We start from the raw sequence: 17,957 nt of genomic DNA, 5'->3' as shown, positions 1-17,957 counted from the left end.
GCCTCGCAGACTAAACAGAAAAGGTAGGCTAGGAGGCCGTCAATCATACGTGCAAAGGGACTTGAAGAATGAATCGAGATAAACATAACGCCTACAGTCTGGTCGAATTGCTAGTGGCCCTGACCATTCTGAGCATACTCATGGCCGTTGCTCTACCAGGCTTCACCAGCCATTTGCAACGAACTCGGCAGAACATCCATATAGATGAAATGCTTGCCGCTCTGTACTTCTCCCGCGGCGAGGCGGTTAGCAGACGCACCACGATCAGCCTGTGCGATGACATCGAGAAATGCAGCAGCAAGCGCTGGCGGGGCCAACTGGTGATCTTCGTTGATAGCAACCAGAACGGACGCCTGGATGACGGTGAAACGATCTTGCGCACCGTGCAGATCAGTCCACCATACAGCTGGCACTGGTCCAACTTCCGTAGCCAGAACCATATCGCCTTCAAATCAAACGGCATGACTCACAGCCTCAACGGTACCTTCACACTGTGTCGCGAGAACACGGCAGAGCGCGCCATTGTGATCAACGTCGCAGGTAGAGCGAGACTTGAATCTCCCCCTGACGATGGCCGCTGCGAATGAACGACCACTCAGCCGGACGAACCAACCGGATATCCCTCTGCGCCTGTCTTGGCAAACTGCAAATTGCGATCATTTGCTGGCCGAAAACCAGCGAGACTCGCCATGCGCCTTACCCGAGGCTTCACTTTGATCGAATTGATGGTAACGATTGCCGTATTGGCAGTCGTGATAAGCATTGCCGCGCCCTCCTTCAGCAACATCCTGCAGGAAAACCGCAAGCTGCAAGGCGCGCTGCAACTGGCGCGCTCCGAGGCGGTGAAACGGCGCAAGGACATCACCATCTGTCGTCGCAACGCCGCCGGTAATGGCTGCCAGAACGGTACCGACTGGGCAGGCGGCTGGATCATCATGGCAGGCAATGTTGTTATCAAAAGCTGGGATGGCGTGGCCAGCATGGCCGTTGCAGGCCCTGATACAGGCCTGACCTTCAGGCCAAACGGTATGACTTCGGCAGCGGCGGCTACCGTATTTTCCGTCAACGCCAGCACTTGCATAGACCAGCAGAAACGCCGCCTAGAGGTTTCCGTTATTGGCACAACCAGCACAACCAAGGTGAACTGCTCATGACAGGATTGACCCATCGTGCGCAAATAGGCGCGACCCTGATCGAAGTGCTGGTGGCGATCGTAGTGCTCTCCATTGGCCTGCTCGGCCTGGCCGGCCTGCAGGCGACCAGCATCCAAGCCAACCAGGGAGCCTATTATCGTTCTCAGGCTTCGATATTAGCAGCAGATATCACTGATCGCATGCGTGCAAATCGCAAAGCAGCCCAGGCTGGCGCCTACAACCTCAGCGCCCTTACCAGCGCCTATACGGCAACGACAACTCGCAAGGATAAGGACTTGAGTGAATGGATTCCCCTTGTCGCGAAACTGCCCAACGGCAAGGCCCGGATAGAAAGAGACAACGCTACCGGCCTCGTGACCATCACCATCAATTGGGACGAAAGCCGTAGCGCGATCAAGAAGGCCGATGGCACCGCGGCAGATGCAACCGCCAATTTCGTTTACCGAACAGAGATATGAGAATGCGCACAGCCTATTTACAACGCGGCCTTTCGCTTATCGAGCTGATGATCGCGATGGCTCTAAGCCTGCTGCTAATGCTGGGCGTACTGCAGATCTTCCTGTCCAGCAAGCAAACTTACGCGGCCAATAGCGCACTGTCCCGGGTGCAGGAAAGCGGTCGTTTCGCGATGGATTTCATTACCTATGATCTGCGCAATGCGGGATACAAGGGCGAGTGTTTTACCGATGCAGTCGGCAGTTCGACTGATGACCGGCTGAATATCAATAATGCGATAAAAGGCTGGGAAGCGCAGACTGGTCTGCCAACCTGGCCCGAGAATATTGGCACCAATAAAGAAGTGGGCACTGACAGCATACTGATCAAACATGCGGCAACCAGTGCTGGGGCTTTGGGCACTACAGATATTCCTGTCAATGCTTCGAGCATCACTATGGCCAGTACCAACGGTGAGGCCAAGGAAACCAACGTACTGATCAGCAACGCACTAGGTTGCGACATGTTCCTGAGCGGCAATGTCACGGCGACCGCAATCGTCAAAGACAGTAGAGGAAACCTCAGCCGATCCTATACACCAGCCATCACCAAAGTATTGGTATTTCAAAGTAACCAGTACTACGTCAGGAAGGGAGAAAACGGCAAGCCTCCCTCACTCTGGCGGACTAGCTGGCGGAAAGGCACCAGCACTCCCTTGACGATGGAGTTGATCGAGGGTGTTCAAGATCTGCAGTTCGAATATGGCATCAGCACTGGTATTGGCGAAAACCGTGCAATCGCCAATACCGCGTTCGTAAAAGCCAACGCGGTAACCGACTGGAATAATGTGGCAGCAGTAAAGGTACGACTCCTCGCGCTTAGTAACGAAGCCAATATATCACCCGACCTTCAGGTTTATGACCGGGAAAAGGGTTTGATTTGCAAGAAGGGTGACAGCACCTGCACTGCCGCCAACAGCATCGATATTCCCGATCGCCGACTTGGCCAAGTTTTCACGGCCGTCGTAAGCCTGCGCAATAAATTGCCATGAACAGGGGCCCGTTTATGAATACCAGAAAACAAGACGGGGCCATTTTGATAGTGGCATTGATCATGTTGCTGCTCGTCACCATTATCGGTCTGGCCAGCATGCGCGGAACCTCGCTGCAGGAGCGCATGGCCGGCAACCTTCGCGACCAAGAGTTGGCGTTACAAGCCGCAGAAGCGGCTCTGCGCAGGGGCGAAGCCCGTGTAACGACTAAATTCGAAGCCAATACCCTCAGCACCCTCTCGGTTGCGGACGAAGATGGAAGCTACGCCGACTTCCCTGGCGTAGCCAAAGATCCAACCTATACCCTCCGGCAACTGGCCACTCTACGAACCAGTACCGAAATCGGCGTTCCGACCGACGAGGAAGGCACCATCGTACGTATTACCGCCACGGGCTATGGCATGGCGAAAGATGATGCTAGTACCCCCAGCACTACGAGCGAATTGAGCTCCGTATTTCTGGTTGAGCAATGAAACGCTCAGCCCCTCTCCAAATTTCATGTGGAGCCCCCAACATGAATCGCCTTGCGATTACCCTCAAAGCAGCCAAGACGACAACAGCATTTCTGCTGACGAGTGGCATATTGATTTCAGCGCCCGCCTACTCTGCTGAAGTGTCCCAAGTTCCGTTGCTGCTAGGCGGCGGTAGCGTGCCTGGCAATCTGGCGCTGGTGCCTTCGGTTGAGTGGCCCACATTGGTCAGTGTCGCGAACTTGGGCAGTTATAGCTCGAACAACATCTATGTCGGCTATTTTGACTCGAACAAGTGCTACACCTACAACAAAACCGAAGAATGGTTTGAGCCAGGCACAAACAATTCCGCCACGAATAGAAGGTGCGGCGGCGCCTTTCAATGGAGCGGTAATTTTCTTAACTGGGCAGGTACGCCAACTATCGACCCATTTCGCAGTGCGCTCACTGGTGGCTACAGGGTCAGAGATGAGAATAATCTGACAGTTCTCAGCAAGTCGAGAAACCCTGGTTACGACGCAGGCAACCGTCTCAGTGATACCCAAGGCCGAGTACCTACCGGTGAAATTCAGGGAGCAACGCCCGCGGACTCAAACTGGAGTAACTTCAATATTCGCCAGCAAGGACTGGGCACCTACATTTACTTCTCCAACTGGAGCGACAAGCTCTGGGACGACGCCAACTCCATTCTTGAGCAAACTGACTATGACCCTAACGTTAAGGCACAATTCAACAACGGGAGACTTGTCACCAACTATGGCAACCGCCCTAACCTGAAAAGCGTTTACCGGATAAACATGCGCGTCAAAGTTTGCGTGTCGGACCGACTGGAGGCGAACTGCGAGCTTTACCCTAATGGCAACTACAAACCAGAAGGTCTACTGCAGCAGTACTCGGGCAATCTGAGGTACAGCGCCTTCGGTTATCTTAATGACCCATCGTCCACCCGCGACGGTGGCGTGCTGCGGGCGAACCAGAAGTTCATTGGCGACAAAAAGATCACACCCAACGTTGGCGAGGAAAGTAACGCCGCAGCCAGAGAATGGGACCCACAAACAGGGATCCAGGTCAGAAACCCGGACGGCATTACCAGCGCCATGGGCGTGACTATTGCTGATAGTGGAGTACTGAACTACATCAATAAATTCGGCCAGCTGAATAGCAACGACTACAAGAGTAACGACCCGGTCAGCGAGCTCTACTACACCGCCATGCGCTATTTCAGGGGACTTGGCCCTGTTGCGGCCTACTCCAGCCAAAACGGCGCCAATACCAGTACACGCACACGTTGGGCAGACAATTTCCCAGTAATCACTACCTGGCAGGACCCCGTCCAGTACGCATGCCAGAAAAACGTGATCCTTGGTATCGGCGATGTCAATACGTGGAGGGACAAGAACCTGCCCGGAGCGACTAGTAGTTTTGAGAAACCGAGTAAACCTAGTGAAGTCAGTAGCGACACGGCACTCAATGACGATACGCCAATGGATGTTGTGCGCGCTACCCAGACGCTCTTCAATCTCGAGGGTATTACCACCAGCGCCTCGGCCCAAGACTTTACCGGGCGTGGCAACTCGGCTTATATCGCAGGGCTAGCCTATCTGGCCAATACCTCCGATATACGTCCAAGCATAGCGGGCAAGCAAACCATCTCCACTTTCTGGGTGGATGTGCGGGAAAATCAGTTCTTGGAACCAAAGAATAAAAACCAGTACTGGCTGGCAACTAAATATGGTGGTTTCAAAGTACCCGACAACTTTGGTGACCCCTACGCGCGAAGCACTGCGCTGCCAGAAGCCTGGTGGCACACCACTACGGACATGCTGGGTGATAACTACCCGCGCCCCGACAACTTTTTCGTCGCCAGCGATGCTACGCGCATGGTTGAAAGCCTGAAGATCGCTTTCGCGAAGATTGCAGAGGAAGTGAACAGCACCACTACCACTCTCGCAACCAACTCAACTCGCCTGGAAACCGATACTGCTGTGTTCCAGTCCTCACTGGACAGCAAGTTGTGGAGCGGCGACCTGCTGGCCAAAAAGGTCAACACCAATGGCACGGTTGAGGCAGATGCGGCTTGGAGCGCGGCAACTGCACTCGATGCAATGAGCACCGGTAACCGCAAGATTTTTACGCCGGTACCTCTGGTTAACGCCAGTGCAGCCGGCGACGGCACGATCAGCACCAGCGCCACCGCATTCACTTGGAATAATGGAATAGGCACCGCTCTTAAAAGCCTGCTTCACACAGACAGTGAGCGGACTGCAGGCGATGCAACCAACGCGGAGAGACGACTCGAATTCCTGCGTGGGGATCGTAGCCGGGAGCGTACTGCTTCAGATCAGAGCAAGCAATTTCGCCAGCGTGCGAGCCGTTTGGGCGACATCATCAACTCTGATCCTCAGTTCGTCGCAAATCAGGATTACGGCTACACTCGCCTGACGGGTAGCAGTTGGACAAGCGCGCGAAATGCTTACGCACAGTTCCGTAGCCATAATGCCAACCGCACACCCATGGTAGTGGTTGGCGCCAACGACGGCATGCTGCATGGCTTCAATGCCAGCATGGCGGAGAATGGTAATGGTGGTCAGGAGCTTTTCGCCTTTATTCCCAACGGCGTGTTTGCCAACTTGATCAACCTGACGAGCCCGACGTACTCCCACCGTTATTATGTAGACGGCACTCCGCGCGTTTCCGATGCCTGGCTGGGAAATAGCTGGAAAACCATCGTCGCCGGCACTACCGGGGCAGGGGGGCGCAGTGTGTTCGCTCTAGACATCACGGAGCCGACCAATATGTCGGCCAGTAAATTTCTCTGGGAATTCAGCCATCCGGATATGGGCGCACCGATTGGCCAACCAGCCATCGTGGCATTGCCCAACGGCAAGTTTTCGGTCGTAGTTACCAGCGGCTACCGGAGCACCGAGCAGAGCACGGCGAAAATCTGGTTCCTTGACGCTGCCAACGGCAGCGTGCTGAGAACCATCACCCTCAATACCACTGGTGACCTGGGCTCTCCACTGCTGACGGACCTGGATGGTGATCAGGTGGCCGACCGTCTGTACGTTGGTGACACCAAAGGCAATCTGTGGCGCATCAATCTGAGTGATGGTAATGCCAGCAATTGGTCAACACCTAGCGCTCCGTTCTTTGTTGCCACTGACGGCAGCACCCGACAACCGATAACAGCCCCACTGGCATCGACCTTCAATGAAAAAGGTCAACACATGGTGCTGTTCGGCACAGGTTCCTACATGAACGTTGGCGACAATGAAATTTCCGACTCGCCGCCCATGCAGAGCTTCTACGCGATCATTGATGACGGCACCACCGTAACCAGATCCCAGTTGCTCGCTCAGGAGATTCTCTCGGAAGTCCAAGCCAATAACTTCCAGGGGCGCGCGCTCAGCAACAACAACCTGACCAACCAGAAAGGCTGGTATTTGGATTTGGCATGGAAAGCTAGCCGTGGCGGCGCAGGGGCTAAAGGTGAGCGGGTAATTTCCAAGGCCACATTGCGTTCGGACAGGGTCATCTTCACCAGCATGACGCCGTCGCGAGACCCCTGTAAGGCAGGTGGTACAAGCTGGGTCATGGCGCTGAATCTCTCCAGCGGGTCTCGGCTCAATTACACCTACTTCGATACCAACAACGACGGCAGCCTGAGTGAGGCTGACAACATCACCATAGGAGATGAGAAAATTCCTGTTTCCGGGATCTCTGACCCTGATATCGGCGTGATCAAAGGCGCTACCCCTCTCTACCGATGGCTGTGCTATGCAGGCTCAGCGGGAGCCGCACCGCAATGCATTATGGTTGCAGGGTCACAACGCTATGGACGCCATGCCTGGCAGGAATCGCGATGACAGCTACTCAACCTCGTACGCACACAAGAGATAAGTGCAATGAACAGGAATAAAGGGTTCACCTTAATCGAACTGATGATCGCGGTTGCCGTCATTGGCATTCTCGCGGCGATCGCGTACCCGTCTTACCAAGAACATGTGCGCAAAGGCAAAAGGGCCGATGCGCAGGCTGCCCTTATGGAGCTCTCCCATTTTATGGAGCGCTACTACACAGCCAACGGTAAATATCTTAAAGCTGACGGCACTAAACCAGACTTGCCTTTTACAAAAGCCCCGAAAGACGGTGCAGCAGAAAATTACGGGCTCACTTTGAGCGCGGTGGATGCATTCAGCTACACGCTCACAGCTACCGCAAAAAACTCAATGGCAGACGACAAATGCGGAAATCTAACGCTGACAAACACCGGCGTCAAAAACAGCAGCAAAGGAAATATGGCAGACTGTTGGCGACGCTAGAGCAAAACAATCACCCATATCGTGGCAACCAGATTGAGCCGTAGGACCTACTGCTTGCCTGTTACTGCGTCTCGCAGCTTCTTCAGCTTGGCTGAAGAAGCTGTTCGTGTCGTTCCTAATCATGAGGCACGATCTAAACTTGCTTCACCCGCAACTCCTTCGGCATGGAGAACGTAATGTTCTCTGGCCTACCGTCCAGCTCCGTCTCTCCTTCTGCGCCCCAGGTGCGCAGTTGCTCGACCACGCCACGTACCAGTACTTCCGGCGCGGAAGCGCCCGCGGTGATGCCGATGCCACTCACGCCATCGAACCACTCACGCTTGAGATCTTCGGCGCCGTCGATCAGATAGGCCGGAGTCCCCATGCGCTCGGCCAGTTCGCGCAGGCGGTTGGAGTTGGAGCTGTTCGGGCTACCGACCACCAACAGTACATCGCAGTCGCTGGCCAGCTGCTTGACCGCGTCCTGGCGGTTCTGTGTGGCGTAGCAGATGTCGTCCTTGCGCGGGCCGCCAATGGCGGGAAACTTGGTGCGCAGGGCGTCGATTACCTTGCTGGTGTCGTCCATGGACAGGGTAGTCTGGGTGACGAACGCCAGATTTTCGGGGTTGCGCACCTGCAGATCGGCGACGTCCGCCTCGTCTTCCACCAGGTAGATGGCGCCACCGTTGCTGGCGTCGTACTGGCCCATGGTGCCTTCGACTTCCGGGTGGCCTTCGTGGCCGATCAGGATGCACTCACGGCCCTCGCGGCTGTAGCGCACCACTTCCATATGCACCTTGGTCACCAGCGGGCAGGTGGCGTCGAATACCTTGAGGCCACGACGCGCCGCTTCATCGCGCACGGCCTTGGAGACGCCATGGGCGCTGAAGATGACGATGACGTCGTCCGGCACCTGATCCAGCTCTTCGACGAACACCGCGCCACGGGCACGCAGGTCTTCGACCACGAATTTGTTGTGCACCACTTCATGGCGTACATAGATCGGCGGGCCGAAGACTTCCAGCGCGCGGTTGACGATTTCGATGGCGCGATCGACACCGGCGCAGAAGCCTCGGGGATTGGCGAGTTTGATATGCATGCTGGCTGTCTCGGTATTGATCGGGGATCGCACGACGCTATGGTTCGATCCCGGAAAGGTACAGCCTGCGCGGGATAAGCACAGGCTGCAACAAGAGCTTCGCGGCTGAAGCCGCTCCTACAAGAGCGGCAGCACGGGCTAGAGCGCCTTGACCTCGATGATTTCTACATCGAAGTCCAGCACCTTGCCGGCCAGCGGATGGTTGAAGTCGATGGTGACCTGCTTGTCGTCGAACGCCTTGACCACGCCTGGCAGCTCGGTATTGGCGGCATCGTTGAAGATCACCAGCAGGCCTTCGGAGAGCTCCATGCCCTCGAACTGGCTGCGCGGCATGATCTGCACGTTCTGAGGATTGGGCTGGCCGAAGCCCTGCTCCGGTTGTACCTGCACGCTGCGCTTGTCGCCAGCCTTGAAGCCGTACAGTGCCTGCTCGAAGCCGGGCAGCAGGTTGCCATCGCCGACCTTGAAGGTGGCCGGCTGCTTGTCAAAGGTGCTGTCGACCACATCGCCGTTTTCCAGCTTGAGGGCGAAATGCAGGGTCACTTCCCTGTCCGGACCGATGCGTACGTCTGTCATTGCGCAGCCTCCTTCACGGACTTGTCGCTCTTGAACATATCCAGCGCCAGCAGGATGGCGCCAATGGTGATAAAGGTGTCGGCCAGGTTGAAGGCCGGGAAGAACCAGCGGCTCTGCCAATGCACCAGAATGAAGTCGACCACGTGACCAAGCACCACGCGGTCATACAGGTTACCCAGCGCACCACCCAGGACCATGGCCAGCGCCACGGCCAGCAACGTCTCGTGACGCTTGAGGCGCTTGAGCCAGACTACTAGCACGACGCTGACGACGATGGCGATGGCGGCGAAGAACCAGCGCTGCCAGCCGGCGGCATCGGCCAGGAAGCTGAATGCCGCGCCGGTGTTGTAGGCCAGGGTCCAGTCGAAGTAGCCCGGAATCACTTCGATACGCTGATACATGCTCAGCGTGCCCTCGAAGATGTCCTTGGTCACCCGGTCGGCGACCAGGATCAGCAGGCTCAGCAGCAGCCAGGGCAGATGCCCGAAACGCGAGGACTCAGGCATGCTTGCGCACCTCACCTTCGCCTTCGATGTTGCTCACGCAACGGCTGCACAGCTCCGGATGATCAGCATGACTGCCGACATCAGCGCGGAAGTGCCAGCAACGGCCGCACTTGGCGTGGGCGGATTTGAGGATCTTCAGCTTCAGACCTTCGACCTCGGTCACCACCGCATCGGCCGGCGCGTCGGCCAGCGGTGCGGTTTGCGCCGCCGAGGTGATCAGGGCGAAACGCAGCTCGTCGCCGAGCTTGGCCAGGTCAGCCTGCTTGGCGTCGTCGCAGAACAGGGTGACCTCGGCCTGCAGGCTGGCACCGATGGCCTTGGCCGTGCGCAGGTTCTCCAGCTCCTTGTTGACCGCGGCCTTGACCTCCATGACGCGATCCCAATAAGCGCGATCCAGCTCGAAGCCTTCCGGCAGGCGCTGCAGGCCGGCATACCAGGTACTGAGCATGACGGACTCGTTGCGTTCGCCCGGCAGGAACTGCCAGATTTCCTCGGCGGTGAAGGCCAGGATCGGCGCGATCCAGCGTACCAGCGCCTCACTGATGTGGAACAGCGCGCTTTGGCAGGAGCGACGCGCCACGCTGTCGGCGGCGGTGGTGTATTGACGGTCCTTGATGATGTCCAGGTAGAAGCCGCCCAGCTCCTGCACGCAGAAGTTGTGCACCTTGGAATAGACGTTCCAGAAGCGGTAATCGGCGTAGGCCTCGATGATCTCTTCCTGCAGGCGCAGGGCTGCGTCCACCGCCCAGCGGTCGAGGTCGAGCATCTGTTCGGGCTGCAGCAGATCCTTGGCCGGATCGAAGCCATTGAGGTTGGCCAGCATGAAGCGCGCGGTGTTGCGGATACGGCGGTAGGCATCGGCGCTGCGCTGCAGGATCACCTTGGACACGGCCATCTCGCCGGAATAGTCGGTGGAGGCGACCCACAGGCGCATGATGTCGGCGCCCAGGCTGTCGTTGACCTCCTGCGGGGCGACCACGTTGCCGAGCGACTTGGACATCTTGCGGCCGTTCTCGTCGACCACAAAGCCGTGAGTCAGCAGCGCCTTGTAAGGCGCGTGGCCATCGATGGCGCTGCCAGTCAGCAGGGACGAGTGGAACCAGCCGCGGTGCTGATCCGAACCTTCGAGGTACAGATCGGCGCGCGGGCCGTCGGTGTGGCCCATGCCGTGCGAGCCACGCAGCACGTGCCAGTGCGTGGTGCCGGAGTCGAACCACACGTCCAGGGTGTCGTTGATCTTGTCGTAGTCAGCCGCTTCGGCGCCAAGCAGCTCGGCGCCGTCGAGTTTGAACCAGGCTTCAATGCCCTCTTGCTCGACACGCTTGGCCACTTCTTCCATCAGCTCGACGGTGCGCGGGTGCAGCTCGCCGGTAGCCTTGTGCAGGAAGAACGGGATCGGCACGCCCCAGTTGCGCTGACGCGAGATGCACCAGTCGGGACGACCGGCGATCATGCTGTGCAGACGCGCCTGGCCCCAGGCCGGGACGAACTGGGTCTGCTCGATGGCGGCCAGCGCGCGCTCACGCAGGGGAGCGCCCTGCTTGGGCTGGGTGTCCATGCCGACGAACCATTGTGCGGTGGCGCGGTAGATCAGCGGCGTCTTGTGGCGCCAGCAGTGCATGTAGCTGTGCTGGATCGGCTGATGCTTGAGCAGCGCGCCGACTTCGGCCAGCTTCTCGACGATGGCCGGGTTGGCCTTCCAGATGAACTGGCCACCGAAGAACGGCAGGTCCGGGGTGTAGACGCCATTGCTCTGCACCGGACTGAGAATGTCGTCGTTGCTCATGCCATAGGCTTTGCAGGTACGGAAGTCGTCCTCACCATAAGCCGGCGCCGAGTGGACGATACCGGTACCGGCGCCCAGCTCGACGTACTCGGCCAGGTACACCGGCGAGAAACGCTCGTAGAACGGATGACGGAAGCGGATCAGCTCCAGTGCGGCGCCGGGGGCGGTAGCGATCACCTGACCTTGCAGGCCGTAGCGCTGCAGGCAGGATTCGACCAGCTCCTCGGCCAGCAGCAGCAGGCGCTCACCGGTGTCGACGAGGGCGTAGGTGAACTCCGGATGTACGTTGAGCGCCTGGTTGGCCGGGATGGTCCAGGGCGTGGTGGTCCAGATGACGATGGCGGTCGGCTTGCTCAGCTCGCTCAGGCCGAAGGCGGCGGCCAGCTTGTCTACGTCTTCGATCGGGAAGGCGACGTCGATGGCATCGGATTTCTTGTCCTGATACTCCACCTCGGCCTCAGCCAGCGCCGAGCCGCAGTCGAAGCACCAGTTCACCGGCTTCAGCCCCTTGAACACGAAGCCCTGCCTGACCATCTCGGCCAGGGCGCGGATCTCGCCGGCCTCGTTGGCAAAGTCCATGGTCTTGTACGGATTGTCCCAGTCGCCGAGCACACCGAGGCGGATGAAGTCGGCCTTCTGCCCTTCGATCTGCTCGCCGGCATAGCTGCGGCAGCGCTCGCGGGTCAGGTCGGCCGGCTGATTCTTGCCGAAGGTGGTTTCGACCTTGTGCTCGATCGGCAGGCCATGGCAGTCCCAGCCCGGCACGTAGGGCGCGTCGAAGCCGGCCAGGGTCTTGGAGCGGGTGATGATGTCCTTGAGGATCTTGTTCACCGCATGACCGATGTGGATGCTGCCGTTGGCATAGGGCGGGCCGTCGTGCAGGACGAACTTCGGCCGATTTTCGCCAATCTTGCGCAGCTTGCTATACAGGCCAATCTCGTTCCAGCGCTGCAGGGTCTGCGGCTCGCGTTGCGGCAGGCCGGCCTTCATCGGGAACTGGGTATCGGGCAGGTTCAGCGTAGCTTTGTAGTCGGTCATTTCGGGCTCTTCATCAGCGGGTGGCTCTGCCAATAATCACGGGCAGCGGCGATATCGGCGGCAATCGCCGCCCTCAAGGCCTCCAGCGAGGCGAAACGCTGCTCATCACGCAGCTTGTGGTGGAAAGCCACCGAGAGACGCCGGCCATACAGATCGCCGGCAAAATCCAGAAGATGCACTTCCAGATGGGCGCTGCCGTCACCGGCAACGCTGGGGCGCACGCCGATATTGGCGACGCCCGGTTGAATCACGCCATCGATTTCACAGCTCACCAGATAAACGCCGGTCAGCGGCACCTTGCGCCGCTTGAGCTGGATGTTGGCAGTGGGCGCATCGAGCTGGCGACCGAGCTTCTGCCCGTGCAACACCCGCCCGGCGATACGAAACGGCCGCCCGAGCAAGGCTTCGGCCAGTTCGAAATCGCCATCGGCCAGCGCCTGACGCACGCGCGTGCTGCTGACCCGGCCACCGAGCACTTCGACCGTGGTCGAAGCATCGACGCTGAAGCCGTGGCGCTGGCCGGCAGCCTGGAGAAATTCGAAATCCCCTGCACGGTCGCAGCCGAAGCGGAAATCGTCGCCGATCTCCAGTTCCTTCACGCCCAGGCCTTCGACCAGCACACGCTGGACGAACTCGGCGGCCGACAACTCACGCAAGCGGCGGTTGAAGGTCAGGCACAGCACCATGTCGACGCCTTCAGCGGCCAGCAGGGCGAGCTTGTCACGCAGACGGGTCAGGCGCGCCGGCGCCGTGTCCGGGCCGAAGAACTCACGCGGCTGCGGCTCGAAGATCACCACGCAGCTGGGCACGGCCAACTCCGCCGCGCGCTCACGCAGGCGCGCCAGGATGGCCTGGTGCCCACGATGAACGCCGTCGAAATTACCGATGGTGACCACACAGCCCCGCGCCTGGGGCTGCAGGTTATGAAGACCTCGAACCAGCTGCATAGCACGCTTCTTGTTCACAAAGTGGTCGATTATACGCACAGCAGGCCATGCACAACAGGCATCGCGATGCGTGAAACCGCTACAGGGCCCGCCGGGCAAAATCGCGCGGACGGAAGCCCAATATCAGCAGCATGCCGAAGTAGGCGACCAGCCCAGCGGCCACCAACGCGCCGAGACGCAACAGGCGCACGAGCATTTCCCCTTCCGCCCAGGCTGGCATGACCTGCAGCAACCCCAGCAACACGACAACCATCACCGCCACCGCGACCACCAGCTTGAGCAGAAACAGCCCCCAGCCCGGCAGCGGCTGGAAGATATCGGCACGACGCAGTTGCCAGTACAGCAAGCCGGCGTTCAGGCAGGCCGCCAGGCTGATCGCCAGCGCCAGGCCGACGTGCGCCATGTCCAGACCGAAGACGAACAGCGCGTTCATCACCTGGGTCGCCAACAGGCTGACCACAGCGATCTTCACCGGCGTTTTGATGTTCTGCTGGGCGTAGAAGCCCGGTGCAAGAATCTTCACCAGAATCAGTGCCAGCAGGCCGACCGCATAGGCCATTAGCGCCTGCTGGGTCATCAGCGAATCGTTGGCGGTGAATTTGCCGTACTGAAACAGCGAGACCACCAACGGCTCGGCGAGAATCGCCAGCGCCAGGGTGCAAGGCAGCACCAGCAGAAAGCACAAACGCAGCCCCCAATCGAGCAGGCGGCGGTACTCGTCACGATTCTTGCTCGCATAGGTTTTCGATAGCGCCGGCAGCAGGATGGTACCCAGCGCCACGCCCAGCACGCCCGAGGGCAACTCCATCAGGCGGTCGGCGTAATACATCCAGGACACCGAGCCAGCCACCAGAAAGGAGGCGAAGATGGTGTTGATGATCAGCGAGATCTGGCTGACCGAGACGCCGAAGATCGCCGGCCCCATCTGCTTGAGCACGCGCCACACGCCCAGGTCGCCGAAACTCAGGCGCGGCAGCACCAGCATGCCGATCTTCTTCAGGTGCGGCAGTTGCCAGAGCAACTGCGCCAGGCCACCGACCAGCACCGCCCAGCCCAGCGCCATGATCGGCGGGTCGAAATAGGGCGTCAGAAACAGCGCGAAAACGATCATGCTGACGTTGAGCAGCGTCGGCACGAACGCAGGCACCGAAAAACGGTTCCAGGTATTGAGCACGGCCCCGGCCAGCGATGACAGGGAGATCAGCAATATATAAGGAAAGGTCACCCGCAGCAGATCGACGGTCAGCTCGAAACGCTCGGCCTCATCGGCAAAACCCGGTGCCGTAGCCCAGACGATCCAGGGCGCTGCGAGCACGCCGATGGCCGTGACCAGCGCCAGCACCAGGGTCAGCAAACCAGAGACGTAGGCAACGAAAGTGCGCGTGGCCTCCTCGCCCTGCTGCATCTTGTACTCGGCCAGGATCGGCACGAAGGCCTGCGAGAATGCCCCTTCGGCAAAAATACGCCGCAGCAGGTTGGGCAGTTTGAAGGCCACCACGAAGGCGTCCGACGCCACTCCGGCCCCGAAGGTACGGGCGATGATGGTGTCGCGCACGAACCCCAGCACGCGCGACACCATGGTCAGTGAACTGACGGCAGCCAGGGACTTGAGGAGATTCATGGGGTATTTCGACTTCCATAAAAAGGTGCAGTAGCGGACAATCGCCACCCAACGAAGGCGTCGAGTGTAGCGAGCCACCACTGGTCAGGCCAGCACAGGAAAGCGTCATCAGACTTGACAGCAGGCAGATGGATCGGCATGATTCGCGGCCTTATTTGTCGTAACCCCCCAGTTTTCGAGGAGCTTGACGGTGGCCAACTCACCTTCTGCCAAAAAACGCGCCAAACAGGCTGAGAAGCGCCGTAGCCATAACGCCAGCCTGCGCTCGATGGTTCGTACCTACATCAAGAACGTAGTCAAGGCTATTGCTGCCAAAGATCTCGAGCTTGCCAAAACCGCTTACACTGCAGCCGTTCCGGTCATCGACCGCATGGCTGACAAAGGCATCATCCACAAGAACAAAGCCGCTCGTCACAAGAGCCGCCTGAACGCGCACATCAAGGCGCTGGGCGAAGCTGCTGCCGCTTAACTGCGACAGGTTCTTGAAAAACCGGCCCTGGAGGCCGGTTTTTTATGGCTATGTCCCTGTTAACTGTTGCTAGGGTTCCAAGGAAGGCCGGGAGCCTTGTAGGGTGGGCTTTAGCCCACGCCAACCACCGTTGGTGGGCTAAAGCCCACCCTACGGGCCTTTGCACCCACTCCCAACACTTAGCGCAGACATAGCCTTTTTTATTGCCCTAAATTCAAGTCCGCAGCCGTGCACCCATAAAAAATGCCCGCCTCCTTGCGAAGTGCGGGCATTTCTCGAAAACAGCGAAGATCAGCCGCGAGCAGCCTTGATCACTTCGATGTAGGGCTCGGCATTACGCTGATCCTGAATCAGCGCGATGAAATCATTGCCCTGCGCATCGGTCGCCGAGAGGTCGTAGCCTGCAGCAACGAAGAAACCCACAAAGCGCTCGAAATCATCGATACGCAGACCGCGATAAGCCTTGACCAGCTTGTGCAGCGAAGGCGGTGTGGCGTCCGCTGGTTCCACCGCAAGGAACAGCTTGATCGAGTCATCGCTGATTTCTTCGCCAATCACCTGCTTCTTGTCTTTACGCATCGCCCGCTCCCGCCAGCATTACAGAGGGCCGGCAGTGTACCGCCGCGCCGCGCGCGGCTCAACGCGTAGCCGGGCAGGCTAACACGCGAACAATCGACACGACAGCCGACCTAGGTCATGCCGCGCCCAGTGAACTGGCTCCTATAATGCGCCAAGCCATTAGGAAGCCAGCATGTCACGTCCATCGTTACCGCTGTTCGCCGCCTGGCGCCAGACGCTGCGCGCCGGCTACTCCTGGAAGGCCCTGCGCGGCGACCTGAGCGCCGGCCTGACGGTGGGCATCATCGCCATTCCGCTGGCCATGGCGCTGGCCATCGCCGTGGGTGTGGCGCCGCAGCATGGGCTCTACACCGTGCTGATCGCCGCACCGCTGATCGCCCTGTGCGGCGGCTCGCGCTTCAATATTTCCGGCCCCACCGCCGCCTTCGTGGTGATTCTGCTGCCGATCACCCAGCAGTACGGCCTCGGTGGCTTGCTGCTGTGCACGCTGATGGCCGGGCTGATCCTGATCAGCCTGGGCCTGCTGCGCGCCGGACGTCTGATCGAATTCGTGCCCTACCCGGTGACCCTGGGCTTCACTGCCGGTATCGGTATCGTCATCGCCGTCCTGCAGATCAAGGATCTGTTCGGCCTGCATCTGGCCGGCGCGCCGCAGCATTTGTTGGAGCAGGTGAATCTTCTGCTGCGCGCCCTGCCCAGCCTGCAGCCCGGCGATACCCTGGTTGGCGCGGTGTGCCTGGCGACGCTGCTGATCTGGCCACGCCTGGCGCCGAAAATTCCCGCACATCTGGTAGCCCTGGCGGTCGGCGCATTGCTGGCACTGGCTCTGGAACGCCTGGGACTGCCCGTGGCGACACTGGGCGAGCGCTTCAGCTATCAACTCGATGGTATTGAATACCCCGGTATCCCGCCCTTCCTGCCGAGCCTGGCGCTGCCCTGGAACCTGCCAGGTCCTGACGGCCAGCCGCTGGTATTGTCCTTCGAGCTGATTCGCCAGCTGCTCGCCCCGGCATTTGCCATCGCCATGCTGGGCGCCATCGAGTCGCTGCTGTGCGCGGTGGTGGCCGACGGCATGACCGGCAGCAAGCATGATCCCAACGCCGAATTGATCGGTCAGGGCCTGGGTAATCTGGCCGCGCCGTTCTTTGGCGGCATCACCGCCACCGCCGCCATCGCCCGCACGGCAGCCAACGTGCGGGCCGGGGCCTTTTCGCCGATGGCGGCACTGGTTCACGCCGGCGTGGTGCTGGCAGCGATTCTGCTGCTCGCGCCGCTGTTCAGCTACCTGCCGATGGCGGCGCTGGCCGCGCTGCTGCTGATGGTGGCGTGGAACATGAGCGAACCACACCATGTTGCCCACACCCTGCGCATCGCCCCACGCGGCGATGTGCTGGTGCTGCTGACCTGCCTGTTGCTGACGGTGCTGTTCGACATGGTGCTGGCCGTGGGCGTTGGCCTGCTGCTGGCAGCCGGACTGTTCATCAAACGCATGAGCGAGCTGACCGATACCGCTGCGCTGAGCCGGCAGCAACGTCAGGCCCTGCAGGATTTGCCCGAGCACGTGCTGGCTTACGCCATTCGCGGCCCGCTGTTCTTCGGCGCGGCAGAAAAGGCGCTGAGCGTGCTGCGCCGCTTCACCCCAGGGGTGCGCGTGGTGATCGTCGATATCAGCGCCGTACCGCTGCTGGACATGACCGCCATCGCCGCGCTGGACAATGTGCTGCGCGACTATCGCCAGCAGGGTGTGGCGCTGATCCTCAGCGGCCCCACCGCGCAGGTACGCCTGCAACTACGGCGCGCCGGCGTGCGCAGCCGCGAGGGCGAACTGGCTTATGCGCGGGATCTGCCGCACGCGCGGGAAAAGGCATTGCGCTGGTTGGGAGAGACCCCGAAGCTGTGACCGGATTTCATCCGGCCTTCGCACC

16 protein-coding genes are annotated in these 17,957 nt (G+C 59.6%); 9 read left to right on the top strand and 7 right to left on the bottom strand.

Annotated elements, in window-relative coordinates; genetic code table 11:
• Positions 1-68 precede the first annotated feature (68 nt).
• The 7 genes from PSOLE_RS08235 (at position 69) to PSOLE_RS08205 (ending at position 7,432) form a co-directional block, all read left to right on the top strand.
• The gene (locus PSOLE_RS08235) at positions 69-587 is read left to right on the top strand and encodes a GspH/FimT family pseudopilin (RefSeq protein ID WP_003459414.1); all 519 of its coding nucleotides are present in this window, start codon (positions 69-71) and stop codon (positions 585-587) included.
• A gap of 102 nt (positions 588-689) precedes the next feature.
• Complete coding sequence (locus tag PSOLE_RS08230; RefSeq protein ID WP_074855559.1) at positions 690-1,154, top strand: GspH/FimT family pseudopilin; 465 nt, start codon at positions 690-692, stop codon at positions 1,152-1,154.
• Positions 1,151-1,612 (top strand): type IV pilus modification protein PilV, encoded by a 462-nt coding sequence (gene pilV / locus PSOLE_RS08225; protein ID WP_003459409.1) that lies wholly within the window; start codon positions 1,151-1,153, stop codon positions 1,610-1,612. The genes PSOLE_RS08230 and pilV overlap by 4 nt, the downstream gene beginning before the upstream one ends.
• 2 nt (positions 1,613-1,614) lie before the next feature.
• The gene (locus PSOLE_RS08220; protein ID WP_244597251.1) at positions 1,615-2,640 is read left to right on the top strand and encodes a PilW family protein; all 1,026 of its coding nucleotides are present in this window, start codon (positions 1,615-1,617) and stop codon (positions 2,638-2,640) included.
• A gap of 14 nt (positions 2,641-2,654) precedes the next feature.
• Complete coding sequence (locus PSOLE_RS08215; RefSeq protein WP_055984721.1) at positions 2,655-3,113, top strand: pilus assembly PilX family protein; 459 nt, start codon at positions 2,655-2,657, stop codon at positions 3,111-3,113.
• A 41-nt stretch (positions 3,114-3,154) separates the two neighbouring features.
• Positions 3,155-6,976 (top strand): pilus assembly protein, encoded by a 3,822-nt coding sequence (locus tag PSOLE_RS08210; RefSeq protein WP_074855555.1) that lies wholly within the window; start codon positions 3,155-3,157, stop codon positions 6,974-6,976.
• A gap of 39 nt (positions 6,977-7,015) precedes the next feature.
• Positions 7,016-7,432, top strand: a complete 417-nt coding sequence (locus tag PSOLE_RS08205; RefSeq protein ID WP_003459398.1) for a type IV pilin protein — start codon at positions 7,016-7,018, stop codon at positions 7,430-7,432.
• Between the two features lie 133 nt (positions 7,433-7,565).
• Here PSOLE_RS08205 and ispH read toward each other — a convergent pair whose 3' ends face one another.
• The 6 genes from ispH to murJ form a co-directional block, all read right to left on the bottom strand.
• Positions 7,566-8,510 carry a 4-hydroxy-3-methylbut-2-enyl diphosphate reductase gene (gene ispH / locus PSOLE_RS08200; protein ID WP_074855552.1) on the bottom strand — a complete coding sequence of 315 codons (945 nt, stop codon included), beginning with the start codon at positions 8,508-8,510 and terminating at the stop codon, positions 7,566-7,568.
• A 138-nt stretch (positions 8,511-8,648) separates the two neighbouring features.
• Positions 8,649-9,086 (bottom strand): FKBP-type peptidyl-prolyl cis-trans isomerase, encoded by a 438-nt coding sequence (locus tag PSOLE_RS08195; protein ID WP_074855550.1) that lies wholly within the window; start codon positions 9,084-9,086, stop codon positions 8,649-8,651.
• Complete coding sequence (gene lspA, locus PSOLE_RS08190; protein ID WP_074855549.1) at positions 9,083-9,592, bottom strand: signal peptidase II; 510 nt, start codon at positions 9,590-9,592, stop codon at positions 9,083-9,085. Before lspA ends, PSOLE_RS08195 begins: the two co-directional genes overlap by 4 nt.
• Positions 9,585-12,416 (bottom strand): isoleucine--tRNA ligase, encoded by a 2,832-nt coding sequence (ileS, locus tag PSOLE_RS08185; RefSeq protein WP_074855548.1) that lies wholly within the window; start codon positions 12,414-12,416, stop codon positions 9,585-9,587. Before ileS ends, lspA begins: the two co-directional genes overlap by 8 nt.
• Entirely contained in the window at positions 12,413-13,363 is a 951-nt protein-coding gene (ribF, locus tag PSOLE_RS08180) for a bifunctional riboflavin kinase/FAD synthetase (protein ID WP_074855546.1), read from the bottom strand. Before ribF ends, ileS begins: the two co-directional genes overlap by 4 nt.
• A 79-nt stretch (positions 13,364-13,442) precedes the next feature.
• Entirely contained in the window at positions 13,443-14,984 is a 1,542-nt protein-coding gene (gene murJ, locus PSOLE_RS08175; protein ID WP_074855544.1) for a murein biosynthesis integral membrane protein MurJ, read from the bottom strand.
• Positions 14,985-15,174: 190 nt separating this feature from the next.
• Between murJ and rpsT the strand changes: the two genes are divergently transcribed.
• Positions 15,175-15,453, top strand: a complete 279-nt coding sequence (gene rpsT, locus PSOLE_RS08170) for a 30S ribosomal protein S20 (RefSeq protein WP_003243036.1) — start codon at positions 15,175-15,177, stop codon at positions 15,451-15,453.
• A gap of 291 nt (positions 15,454-15,744) precedes the next feature.
• On the opposite strand, the gene PSOLE_RS08165 is transcribed toward rpsT, so the two are convergent.
• The gene (locus tag PSOLE_RS08165) at positions 15,745-16,032 is read right to left on the bottom strand and encodes a PA4642 family protein (protein WP_072423017.1); all 288 of its coding nucleotides are present in this window, start codon (positions 16,030-16,032) and stop codon (positions 15,745-15,747) included.
• Between the two features lie 172 nt (positions 16,033-16,204).
• Here PSOLE_RS08165 and dauA point away from each other — a divergent pair, with 172 nt between their 5' ends.
• Entirely contained in the window at positions 16,205-17,932 is a 1,728-nt protein-coding gene (gene dauA / locus PSOLE_RS08160) for a C4-dicarboxylic acid transporter DauA (RefSeq protein ID WP_055983847.1), read from the top strand.
• The last annotated feature ends 25 nt before the right edge of the window (positions 17,933-17,957 follow it).

The sequence above is a fragment of the Pseudomonas oleovorans subsp. oleovorans genome (assembly GCF_002197815.1).
In the GTDB taxonomy this organism is placed as follows: Bacteria; Pseudomonadota; Gammaproteobacteria; order Pseudomonadales; family Pseudomonadaceae; genus Aquipseudomonas; species Aquipseudomonas oleovorans.
This window is presented reverse-complemented; position numbering and strand designations above follow the sequence as displayed.

Excerpts from the sequence above, each read along its gene's own strand:
- PSOLE_RS08235 (WP_003459414.1), top strand. The coding sequence starts at position 69 with ATGAATCGAGATAAACATAACGCCTACAGTCTGGTCGAATTGCTAGTG.
- PSOLE_RS08230 (WP_074855559.1), top strand. The coding sequence starts at position 690 with ATGCGCCTTACCCGAGGCTTCACTTTGATCGAATTGATGGTAACGATT.
- pilV (WP_003459409.1), top strand. The coding sequence starts at position 1,151 with ATGACAGGATTGACCCATCGTGCGCAAATAGGCGCGACCCTGATCGAA.
- PSOLE_RS08220 (WP_244597251.1), top strand. The coding sequence starts at position 1,615 with ATGCGCACAGCCTATTTACAACGCGGCCTTTCGCTTATCGAGCTGATG.
- PSOLE_RS08215 (WP_055984721.1), top strand. The coding sequence starts at position 2,655 with ATGAATACCAGAAAACAAGACGGGGCCATTTTGATAGTGGCATTGATC.
- PSOLE_RS08210 (WP_074855555.1), top strand. The coding sequence starts at position 3,155 with ATGAATCGCCTTGCGATTACCCTCAAAGCAGCCAAGACGACAACAGCA.
- PSOLE_RS08205 (WP_003459398.1), top strand. The coding sequence starts at position 7,016 with ATGAACAGGAATAAAGGGTTCACCTTAATCGAACTGATGATCGCGGTT.
- ispH (WP_074855552.1), bottom strand. The coding sequence starts at position 8,510 with ATGCATATCAAACTCGCCAATCCCCGAGGCTTCTGCGCCGGTGTCGAT.
- PSOLE_RS08195 (WP_074855550.1), bottom strand. The coding sequence starts at position 9,086 with ATGACAGACGTACGCATCGGTCCGGACAGGGAAGTGACCCTGCATTTC.
- lspA (WP_074855549.1), bottom strand. The coding sequence starts at position 9,592 with ATGCCTGAGTCCTCGCGTTTCGGGCATCTGCCCTGGCTGCTGCTGAGC.
- ileS (WP_074855548.1), bottom strand. The coding sequence starts at position 12,416 with ATGACCGACTACAAAGCTACGCTGAACCTGCCCGATACCCAGTTCCCG.
- ribF (WP_074855546.1), bottom strand. The coding sequence starts at position 13,363 with ATGCAGCTGGTTCGAGGTCTTCATAACCTGCAGCCCCAGGCGCGGGGC.
- murJ (WP_074855544.1), bottom strand. The coding sequence starts at position 14,984 with ATGAATCTCCTCAAGTCCCTGGCTGCCGTCAGTTCACTGACCATGGTG.
- PSOLE_RS08165 (WP_072423017.1), bottom strand. The coding sequence starts at position 16,032 with ATGCGTAAAGACAAGAAGCAGGTGATTGGCGAAGAAATCAGCGATGAC.
- dauA (WP_055983847.1), top strand. The coding sequence starts at position 16,205 with ATGTCACGTCCATCGTTACCGCTGTTCGCCGCCTGGCGCCAGACGCTG.